This window comes from Stieleria sp., assembly GCF_041595215.1.
GTDB classification, from domain to species: domain Bacteria; phylum Planctomycetota; class Planctomycetia; order Pirellulales; family Pirellulaceae; genus Stieleria; species Stieleria magnilauensis.
Genome location: NZ_JBFHKV010000292.1, coordinates 1 through 8,464, shown reverse-complemented (window position 1 = coordinate 8,464; position 8,464 = coordinate 1). Strand labels below are relative to the sequence as shown.

The following is an 8,464-nucleotide window of genomic DNA, read 5'->3' as shown; positions in this document are numbered from 1 at the left end:
GTCGAGCACATGGAGGACTGCGATCGGATGGGCATCGAAGTGGTGCCGCCGAGTGTGAACACGTCCGAAGCCGACTTCAGCGTCGCCGACGGCAAAATTCACTTCGCCCTGTCGGCGATCAAAGCCTGTGGCGGATCGACTGCGATCTCGATCGAACAGGAACGAAAGAAGAATGGTCCTTTCAAAGACATCTTCGATTTCTGTGAACGCGTCGATCCGCACGCCTGTAACAAGTCCGCCATCGAAACGCTGGTCAAAGCCGGCGCGATGGATTGCTTCGGCGCCAAACGCAGCCAGTTGGTCGCCGTGATCGAAAAAGCGATGCAGGCCGGAGCCGCCGTGCAAGCCGATAAGAAAAGCGGCCAAGCCAGCCTGTTCGGTGCGTTCGAAGATGAAGAGGAGGCGGACGGTAGCGCACCGGCGGTCGTCCTGCCGGAAATGGATGAATGGCCCGACCGCGAAAAACTGGGCTACGAAAAAGAAGTCCTCGGCTATTACCTGGACTCCCACCCATTGGCCGAGTACGAGCCGAAACTCGCCACGTTCCGCACGCACACGACCGACTCGCTGTCCGAAATCCAGGATCGGGGCGAAGTGATTCTGGGAGGCATGATCAGCTCGATCAAAATCGCCCACACCAAAAACCCCAAACCGGGCCAGCCGTCCAAGTACGCCAACTTTGATTTGGAAGACATGCAGGGTGCGATCCGCTGCATCCTCTGGCCGCGCGGCTTTGCCGATCATGGCGAAAAGGTAATCCCCGACGCGGTGGTGTTGGCCAAAGGCAAAGTCGACCGGCGGGGTGGGGGCGATGAAGCCAACTTGATCATCGACGAACTCATTCCGCTCGATGACCTAGACAACCGCTACACGCACGGCATGCGCATCCGGTTGGACGAAGCCAAACACGACGGGCAGACGATCTCGCGTCTACGGGAGATCGTCCGCGGCTATCCCGGCAACCAAGAATTGCTGTTCAGCATGAAGCTGGCCGAAGGCGAATTGGTCCACCTGAAAGCCGACAAGTTCAAAGTCCAAGTGACCCCCGAAATGCGATCGCGGATCGATGACCTCCTCGGCTCAGGAAATTACCGCTTGATGATGAGCAAGCCACGCTAACGCGCCTTGTGCCCTATCGTGTTCGACACAAACTTGGCCCGTCTCAATCCTTCGGCAATCCAAGTTGCGGCACATCAAGAGAAGTGGATCCACTGCTTCCAAGCCAGCCGGTGAATGAGGAGCAGCTCAAATTGCTGCTAGGTAGCCAATCGCCCCGATCAGTAGAGTACCGATCAGTGGAGTACGGTACAGACTTTCAGATGCGCTCACGAAGCTGACGCGTCAACTGGGCTTCCATTGCAGCAAGCTCCTCCAATGAGCGTCGTCGCAGATCTTCGATCGTTGATTCTGCGACGCCTGCAAGCGATTGAAGCACTCTTACCCTGCCAATTGCTTCACCTCGAGCTTCACCTCGAGCTTCACCACGTTCCTCCGCCGCCTCCAGACGCGCTTGCTCGTCACGCTGCATCTTCAAACGTGATTCGTAGAATCGCTTATCTTCGGGGTTTCTGGCAATCATTTCCAATACTCCTATCGCTTCGGCAAAGACCGGATCGGGAAGCTGATGCCGCAGTTCGTCGGCTCTGGAAGTCGCCGCAAATCGGAAAAAGTGAAACCACTGACGGACCGGGTCGACGATCACGTCATTATCCGCACCGGGCTCGTACTTTGGCAACTCTAAAAGGTGGATTTGCAGGCAATCTGTCAGCAATTTGCCGCTCAGGGTTCGAAGTTGGATGTCGAGATGCAGAGGACTTGATTCGCGAAAGAGGATCGCATCAAGAACGCAAATCCCGATTGAAGGGCGTAGTTCCCGATAGCTGTCGCCCTCATGGAGTTGTTCGACCAACTGGCTGGCCGCGTAGTAGGTCAGTCGCTCGGACAACCCAGCGGGAAGCGTCGTCTGGATCTCGATGTCGATGAACCGCCCGCGATCGTCCGTCGCCAAGACATCCAGAATCGATGCTTTGTCATCTTCAAAACTCTTTTCGATGATCGGATTTAGAATCTGCACATCGGTGATCGCCGGGTTTCCATCGAGGACGGCGTTGAGAAAGTGCAGTGTAATCGCAGGATGATCTGGGCTTCCCAGCAGTTGCTTGCAGGCAAAATCAACTTTCGGATCAATACCAATTGTCATGTCATGCAGTCCAATGCCGACGGGAAAGCGGTCAAGAGCGATTTTGGATCATGCGTCCAACGGCGCAATTCCACAAGTTGTGCCGGATCTCGCCACGCGCACAGGTGCATGCAGACGCTAGCGGAGATTGTAACGGCCCTATGGCGTCTAGCAGAGTATGACGCGATGATGATCAGTTGGGCGCCGGTGGGCAGGCCTCGTCGGCATCGTGCCTATGCGGCGCCTCGGGTCCCAGCGACACTCATCCCTCTCTCCCTCTCTCCTTGTCTCCCTCTCTCCTTGTCTCCCTCTCTCCTTGTCTCCCTCTCTCCTTGTCTCCTTGCCTCTCTCCCTCTCGATCACTCCGACGCACCGCCGTCGCTTTGCTGCTGAGACTCGCGGTGGCGGCGCAAGTTCTTGCTGACGCGTTGCAACAGCGCGCGGTCTTCGTGGCTGAGCCCCTTGGTGCCGTGCTGGCTGACGATCTGTAGCACTTGGTCCAAGCGGGCCGCGTCATTGGCTTCTTCGTGCTCGCGTCGCATCGCCGCGCGGACTCGTTTTCGCTTGTGACGCATCCGCACCGAGTCGATCCACTCACTCAGCCAAGGCGTCCGCACCGACGTGTCGTGACTGTCGGTGACATCACTGGCCCGCAATTCGGTGACGTCGAAGTGTCCCGCGATGGGGTCTGCAGCGGCGACGTGGATGGAGGTGATCCAGTCACGCAGATCGTTCTTATAGGTCGACACCCACAACAGGCCGGCCAGGAACAACAAGACCGGCCAACGGGGAAGGTGGACATCGCCGTCACCGATCAGGGTCGCGATCGCGATTACGACGGTGATCAGCGAGATCAATTGCAACAGCCGACGCAGCAGTTTGAGTTGCAGGTCATCATTGGCTTCGGCGGCGAACAACGCGATTGCCGATGCGATGGCGCCGCGGCCCAGGTTTTTCGGCAACGGATACGCCTGGCAGGCGGCTTGAATCCAGAGCAACCAGGCGGCCGTCAAATAGCTTTTCTCCACGGCGTCCAAGCCCAAGCCCGGTGCGGCGAGTTCTTGCAGCCACAAGGTGCCGTCGGCATAACCGGCCGTCCGCGTCAGCATGTGGACGGCCAAGCAGGCGGCTCCCAACATCACCAGTGCGGTCAACGAAAAACAAGCCGCCATCAGATTGGCAACCGCAGACCAGGGGTAGCGACGATACAGCGGATTGGCGGCCTCGACGCCCAGCAACCCGATCGTGATCGATTCGCTTTTGGCGTTCGTCCAGCGATGCAGCCCGAGTTGCACGAGCAGCTGCAGCCCCCAGCCGAAACACCAGATCGTCACGGCGGTCAGGGCGACCAGCGGCAGGTCACCGTTGCCTTCGCGGCCGTGGACCGTCGCGACGAGCCCCGCCAGGATCGCCAGCGCGACGAACACGGAATACGACAGGTACAACCGGATGCCGGCAATCGCTCCCAGCGGCATCGACCAATGGTCAGCCGGCTGGGGTTCAAAGGAGCCGCCCGGGCTCTGCGAATCGACGTCGAATGCGGGCATGGTCCGGACTGGGAAACAAGCGTTCCGGGGAGGGACGGGGTAGATTCAGGAGATTATACCGACGGGAAACCCGTTCTTCGTAACGGGATTCGGCAAAGTTCAGTGAAAAAGGGAACGGGACACAGGTTTAATCGTGCCCAAGGAAGCCGCGAGAAATTCGCGTGAAACTGATCTTGACGTGAAATCAGCCGATCGTGAAACTCCTCCAGCTCGTATGCGAAGCATCGCTCGTGCCCCCTCCTCTCCAGACGGGAGTGATCCCCGTCGGAGTCCGGTGGGCGGCGAGATTTGTTACGCTGCAACGGAGTGCGTGTGATCGAAATTTGCTCGAACGGCTTTCAGGAGAAAGTCTTTGCCGCGCGGCGGATGGAAAGGGTCTGTGAATTGGCCCCCTCGAATCCGCCCCACTCGGCACGAGTCGACCGATCCGGATGGTTTCGCCAATCCTGCGCGATTTCGGAATGAATTCGCAGGGACATTTTCAGCGAGTGGCTTTGTCCGCAATGATGGACCTGGACCTCAAAGAGCGAGTGCGTGCCGCCGTCGACCTTGTCGACGTCATCGGTGCGTCGTTGACGCTGGTCCCGAAAGGACGCATGCTGGCCGCCCAGTGCCCCTGGCACGACGACCGCTCGCCTTCGCTGACGGTCAACCGTGAACGCCAGACCTGGAAATGCTGGGTCTGTGACATCGGCGGAGACGTGTTCAGCTACGTGATGCGCCGCGACGGCGTCGATTTCGTCACCGCGCTGCGATCGCTGGCCGAACAAGCCGGGATCGAATACCAGACCGGCCCCAAGGTGGACGCCGGATCCAAGGACGACAAATCCACGTTGCTGGCCGCCGTCAAGCTGATTTGCGACGCCTATTTCGATCAGCTCGATTCGCCGGCAACCGACGACGCCAAGATCGCTCGCGACTACCTGGCCAGCCGCGGGATCGACGACGAACACCGACACCTGTTTCGGATCGGGTTCGCCCCGGACAGCTGGGACTTCGCCACCGGGCTGCTCAAACGGAACAAGTTCCGCGCCGAGATCCCGGTCGCCGCAGGCGTCGCGCTCAACCGCCGCGGCGGAAACGGCAGCTACGACCTGTTCCGCGGTCGTTTGATGTTTCCGATTCACGACATGCAAAACCGCCCGATCTCGATGGGCGGCAGGGTGATCCCGGAGATCGCGGCGCGACACGGCGAGAACGCCGGCGGAAAGTACATCAACGGCCCGGAGACCAAACTGTTTCGAAAGTCGGAACAGCTGTACGGGTTGCAGCTCGCCAGGGAATCGATCCGCAAGGGCGGCCAGGCGCTGGTGATGGAAGGGTACACCGACGTCATCGCGGCGCGGCAATCGGGGATCGAGCCGGTCGTTGCCGTCCTCGGCACCGCGCTCGGTGAAGCCCACGTCCGCACCCTCAAACGATTGGCCGATCGCGTCGTGCTGGTGCTCGACGGCGATGCGGCCGGCCAACGCCGCGCCGACGAAGTGCTGGAATTGTTCATCAAGGCAGACGCGGACCTTCGCGTTCTGACTCTGCCCGATGCGATGGACCCGGCCGACTACCTGCATCAACACGGACGCGACGCGCTGGAGCAAATGGTTGCCGAGGCGCCGGATGCCCTGGAACACAAGCTGCGTTCCCTGACTGCGGGAATCGATGTCACGCACGACACGCACGCGGTGATGCAGGCGATCGACACGATGACCGGGATTCTGGCCAAAGCCCCGATGCTGGATCCGCTCAAACAAGATCAGATGATCCTGCGTCTTTCGCGGACCTTCGAAATCTCCCAGTCGCGGCTGGAAGATCGCCTGGAAAAGAAACGCGCCGAAGAAAAGGAACGGAAACGCAAAGCGGCAAAATTTCGCGCCGCCGCCGGCACGGACTCGCGTTCCGGCGACGCCTCTGCCGGCCCCGCCACACGAAACACGCCCCCGGCGCCGGTCGGATCGGCAACCGGACCGATCGACCCGAACCTGTTGCTGGCCGAAGCCGCGGAAATGGAACTCGACGATCCATGGTCGATGGAGCATACCGGGCCTGCCGCGACACCTGCCCCGACAACGAACGCGGCGACCGTTAAACCGAACCAGGATCGCGAGGTCCCGCTCAGCAGTTTTGATCGCGAGCTGTTTGAAGTGATGATCGAATCACCCGAGTTGGCCGGCCGGGCGGTCGAAGCGATCGATCCCGAATGGCTGGACACGCTGTCGGCAAAGATGATCTTGGCGGCCTATCAAGAACTGGATCTGCAGGGTCGTGAGCTGACCGTCGAAACCTTGCTGGCATTGATTGAAAATGACTTCCTGAAAAATGAAGTCGTCACGATGCAGTTTCGCCTGGCACAGCGTGAAGGAAAAATCACGCAAAGCCCCGAGCAGCGGTTCCAGTCATTGCTAGAACAATTTCATCGGCGAGAAAACATTGCAGAAAAGCATCGACAAATCGCAAAACTTGAATCATTGGCCTTGGACGAAAACGAAGAGCTGGATCTACTAAAGCAGCTTTTCGATCGTGAGAAAGACCGTCAGCAAATTGACCACTAGGGAGGAGCTGAACGACCACGACCGAACGACGCCCGCAACGTCAAGCAAACAAAAGCACCGCGTCTGGATGAAAGCACCGACGCGGTGAAAAGGAACGACCCGCACGCCCATGATGGGCAACTCAAACATGAGGTTTTGAACAATGCTTTTGATGGATCGAAAACTTGCCGAATTGGTAGAGCGTAGTCACGAGCACGGATGCCTGACCTACGATGACATCAACGCCTACCTTCCCGATGAAGACGGCAGCCCGAAAAAGCTAAACAAGCTGATCGAAGTGATCGAGCGATTCGGGATCAAGCTGGTCGACGGACACAGCGCACCGGCCGCAACGACGCGGCGCCCCGAGCCCAACGTCCGTGGACTGCGCGACGTCGCCGACGGCAGCCCCGCAGCCGACGATGACGACGACCAAATGCCCGGTGCGGCGGCTGCCGAAGAACTGGCAAGCGTCGACATGCCCAGGGCGAGTGACGATCCGATTCGCATGTACCTGAGCCAAATGGCCGAGATCCCGTTGTTGGGCCGCGACCAAGAAATCTCGCTGGCAAAAAAGATCGAAGTCACCCGGCGACAATTCCGACGCTGCTTGCTGGAATCCGACTACGCCTTGCGTCACACCGTCGAAGTGCTGCATCGCGTCCACGAAGGTGAACTGCCCTTCGATCGCACCATCAAGGTCTCGCTGACCGAGCACCTGACCAAAGAACAGATCTCCGCACGGATGCCACACAACCTGCGGACGCTCGATCACCTGATCGCTCAAAATCGCGAAGACTTTGAAGCGTTGGCTCGCAAGAGCACCCCGCCACGACTGAAGGCCGAAGTCCGACGCCGATTCATCGCCCGTCGCCGCAAAGCGTTGGAACTGGTCGAGGAGCTGAGCCTGCGGAGCCGACGCGTCACCCCGATGCTGGAACGGCTGGAAGAGTTTTCAAAACGCATGAACTACATCCGCACCCGCTTGGCCGAACTCGGCAACGATGCGATCAGCCGCGACGAAGCCGCCGATCTGCGACAAGAGCTGCGTGAGCTGATGATGTTGACGCAGGAGACGCCCGAAAGCTTGCACAAACGTGTGACCAAAGCACGCGAGCATTTTGAACGATTCGAAGCCACCAAACGCGAACTCAGCAGCGGCAACCTGCGGTTGGTCGTTTCGATCGCCAAGAAATACCGCAACCGTGGACTGTCGTTCTTGGATCTGATCCAGGAAGGCAACACGGGGCTGATGCGTGCGGTCGACAAGTACGAGTATCGACGCGGATTCAAGTTTAGCACCTACGCGACCTGGTGGATTCGTCAAGCGATCACGCGGGCGATCGCCGACCAGGCACGCACCATCCGCATTCCCGTTCACATGATCGACGTGTTGAGCAAACTGCGTCAGGCGCAAAAGAAACTGACCCAGCAACTCAAACGGGAACCGTCGTACGAAGAAATCGCCGAGCTGACCGAAGTGCCGTTGGAAGAAGTCCAGCGCGTGATGGACATCGGCCGGCATCCGGTCAGCCTGGATCGCCCCGTCGGCGAAGGCGAAGACAGTAGCTTTGGCGAGTTCGTCGAAGACAACGATAGCCTGAACCCGGTGCACATGGCCTCCGGCGGAATCCTGCGTGGAAAGATCGACGAACTGCTCAAGACATTGACGTATCGAGAACGCGAAATCATCCGTTTGCGTTACGGCCTGGTCGATGGCTACAGCTACACGCTGGAAGAATGCGGTCGGATCTTCAAGGTCACGCGTGAACGTGTCCGTCAGATCGAAGCCAAGGCCGTCGCAAAGCTGCAAAGCCCCAGCCGCGCCGATCGACTCGCGTCGTTCATCAAGGTCGCCGCGTAACGGCCCCTCGCCGCGCACCCGGTTCGCCCATGATCGCTGCTCCGCAGCGACCGGGATGCGCCTGAAGGCTGGACACCAACATGCGCTGGTGTGCAGGCTTCAGCCGCCCGTCTTGCTGCTTCGCAGCGCGTTAGGATGCGACTAAAGGCTGCACACCAACGTGCGCTGGTGTGCAGGCTTCAGCCGCCCATCTTGCTGCTTCGCAGCGCGTGAGGATGCGCCTCAAGGCTGGACACCAACACGCAGGCGATCTCTCCGCAAAGACCGCAGCTGACACTCGGGGGTAGCCGGCGCACTACTGTGCGTCAGTTCTTCCTTCACCCCCTCTCGATTCGTGCCATCATGAAAT

The 8,464-nt window shown here is 59.4% G+C and carries 5 protein-coding genes; 3 read left to right on the top strand and 2 right to left on the bottom strand.

Going from position 1 to position 8,464, the window contains the following annotated elements:
- Nucleotides 1-1,119: OB-fold nucleic acid binding domain-containing protein (locus tag ABX749_RS13205; RefSeq protein WP_372896397.1), on the top strand; the 1,119-nt coding region annotated here is incomplete at its 5' end.
- 196 nt (nucleotides 1,120-1,315) lie between these two features.
- Here the strand turns inward: ABX749_RS13205 and ABX749_RS13200 are convergent.
- Entirely contained in the window at nucleotides 1,316-2,200 is an 885-nt protein-coding gene (locus ABX749_RS13200; RefSeq protein WP_372896396.1) for an Rpn family recombination-promoting nuclease/putative transposase, read from the bottom strand.
- 338 nt (nucleotides 2,201-2,538) lie between these two features.
- Complete coding sequence (locus tag ABX749_RS13195) at nucleotides 2,539-3,726, bottom strand: hypothetical protein (RefSeq protein WP_372896395.1); 1,188 nt, start codon at nucleotides 3,724-3,726, stop codon at nucleotides 2,539-2,541.
- A gap of 488 nt (nucleotides 3,727-4,214) precedes the next feature.
- On the opposite strand from ABX749_RS13195, the gene dnaG reads away from it, so the two are divergent.
- Together dnaG and ABX749_RS13185 are read left to right on the top strand one after the other, a co-directional pair.
- Nucleotides 4,215-6,272 (top strand): DNA primase, encoded by a 2,058-nt coding sequence (gene dnaG / locus ABX749_RS13190; RefSeq protein WP_372896394.1) that lies wholly within the window; start codon nucleotides 4,215-4,217, stop codon nucleotides 6,270-6,272.
- Nucleotides 6,273-6,414: 142 nt separating this feature from the next.
- A complete protein-coding gene (locus ABX749_RS13185; RefSeq protein ID WP_372896393.1) occupies nucleotides 6,415-8,115 on the top strand; it encodes a sigma-70 family RNA polymerase sigma factor in 1,701 nt (566 codons plus the stop codon).
- The last annotated feature ends 349 nt before the right edge of the window (nucleotides 8,116-8,464 follow it).